We start from the raw sequence: 1331 nt of genomic DNA, 5'->3' as shown, positions 1-1331 counted from the left end.
AGCGTCTTAATTTTGATTACAAAATATATGTTTTTCTCCAATATAAATTTACTGATATAGAGTAATTACTTGTAATCATTTTAAAGTCGCCCAACTATATTTGATTAATCCAACGCGATAGAGATGCAAAGCCAATCCAAAATTGCTTCGCTGTTTCTCGGATACTCAAGCCTTCTTCTTCCATCGTAAATATCACTTTACTTCTAAAATCAATTGAATAGCTCATATAAATAATGTCATCAAAATTAAGTCGCTTAGCTATAACGCTTTGCCTGTTAAAAAAGAAAAAGCTAATCAGATTAAACCGGATTCGACAAGAATTTCCTTGGATTAGCAAATTTATTTTCCTAAAACTGAGAATTGGACTCCATTTTGGAACCGTTACACCCAGGAAAGTGTGGTAAATTTAAGCCCTAAAGCTAAAATAAATATTTTCGGTAAGCGTATAATTGAAAATGGTTTACAAGATTATGGATTAAATCTAAATGACGAAAAAATGCTTCTAACAGCTTTAGATTTACAGGTAAAAAAAGTCCATGTTACTTCCTTAGATCATATTGAAAAAATGAAGAAGGAGATTATTAGTTCAATAAATGAATCTGATAGTTATGTTATCATAAATTATTTACGGATTTCTCTTGGACAATCCGGCGGAGGGCATTTTTCCCCTTTGGTAGCTTGGGATAAAAGTAGCGATTCATTCTTTATTATGGATGTTTCCAATACCAAATATAATTAGGTTTAGGTAAATAGCCTTGATCTTTTTCGAGCAATAAATACTTATGATCATAATCATTGGCGAGGTTATTTGATAGTTAAAGAACATGAGCATAGCTAGTTCTACAAAAATAAATACTAGTAAAACCGAATACAGTACAGCTAGGCAACTTTAAAATGATTACAAGTAATTACTCTATATCAGTAAATTTATATTGGAGAAACACATATATTTTGTAATCAAAATTAAGACGCTTAGCTATAAATGGGCACAAGCTAAATGAAAAAAAGAGCGCTCGGATGCGACACAGATATTTTGTTCGCACTCAATATGGTGTAATCAAAATTAAGTCGTTTATCTATAGCACTCATTCTATCCCGCTAAATTTTCGGGTGTCAGCAGATTTTAGACGGCGATTTCGTATCGCTAGCTAAGCGACTTAATTTTGATCACATTATTTATATGAGCTATTCAATTGATTTTAGACGTAAAATGATATTTAAAATGGAAGAAAAAGGGTTGAGTATCCGAGAAACAGCGAAGCAATTTCGGATTGGCTCTGCATCTGTATCGCGTTGGATTAATCAAATAGAGCGAAAAGCATCGACTACGC

Annotated in this window: 4 protein-coding genes; 3 read left to right on the top strand and 1 reads right to left on the bottom strand. The window is 32.3% G+C overall.

Annotated elements, in window-relative coordinates; all coding sequences use genetic code 11:
• Positions 1-94: 94 nt before the first annotated feature.
• On the bottom strand, positions 95-226 hold the full coding sequence (locus ARSQ2_RS13360) for an IS630 transposase-related protein (RefSeq protein WP_238334494.1): 132 nt from the start codon (positions 224-226) through the stop codon (positions 95-97).
• Between the two features lie 111 nt (positions 227-337).
• Between ARSQ2_RS13360 and ARSQ2_RS11385 the strand changes: the two genes are divergently transcribed.
• The 3 genes from ARSQ2_RS11385 to ARSQ2_RS15140 all read left to right on the top strand — a co-directional run.
• Positions 338-739 (top strand): phytochelatin synthase family protein, encoded by a 402-nt coding sequence (locus ARSQ2_RS11385; protein WP_181995351.1) that lies wholly within the window; start codon positions 338-340, stop codon positions 737-739.
• Between the two features lie 278 nt (positions 740-1017).
• Positions 1018-1152: a hypothetical protein gene (locus ARSQ2_RS13960; protein ID WP_255487707.1), complete on the top strand. Its 135-nt coding sequence runs from the start codon at positions 1018-1020 to the stop codon at positions 1150-1152.
• Between the two features lie 28 nt (positions 1153-1180).
• Positions 1181-1331, top strand: a 151-nt coding sequence (locus tag ARSQ2_RS15140; protein WP_420837783.1) for an IS630 transposase-related protein, incomplete at its 3' end; no start/stop codon positions are given.

The sequence above is a fragment of the Arsenophonus endosymbiont of Bemisia tabaci Q2 genome, assembly GCF_902713415.1.
Taxonomy (GTDB): domain Bacteria; phylum Pseudomonadota; class Gammaproteobacteria; order Enterobacterales; family Enterobacteriaceae; genus Arsenophonus.
The sequence above is the reverse complement of the archived record's forward strand: the minus strand, read 5'-3'. Positions and strand labels throughout refer to the sequence as shown.

Bases quoted from the DNA above. Each gene is read 5' to 3' on its own strand.
- ARSQ2_RS13960 (WP_255487707.1), top strand. From the start codon at position 1,018: ATGCGACACAGATATTTTGTTCGCACTCAATATGGTGTAATCAAAATT.
- ARSQ2_RS13360 (WP_238334494.1), bottom strand. From the start codon at position 226: ATGAGCTATTCAATTGATTTTAGAAGTAAAGTGATATTTACGATGGAA.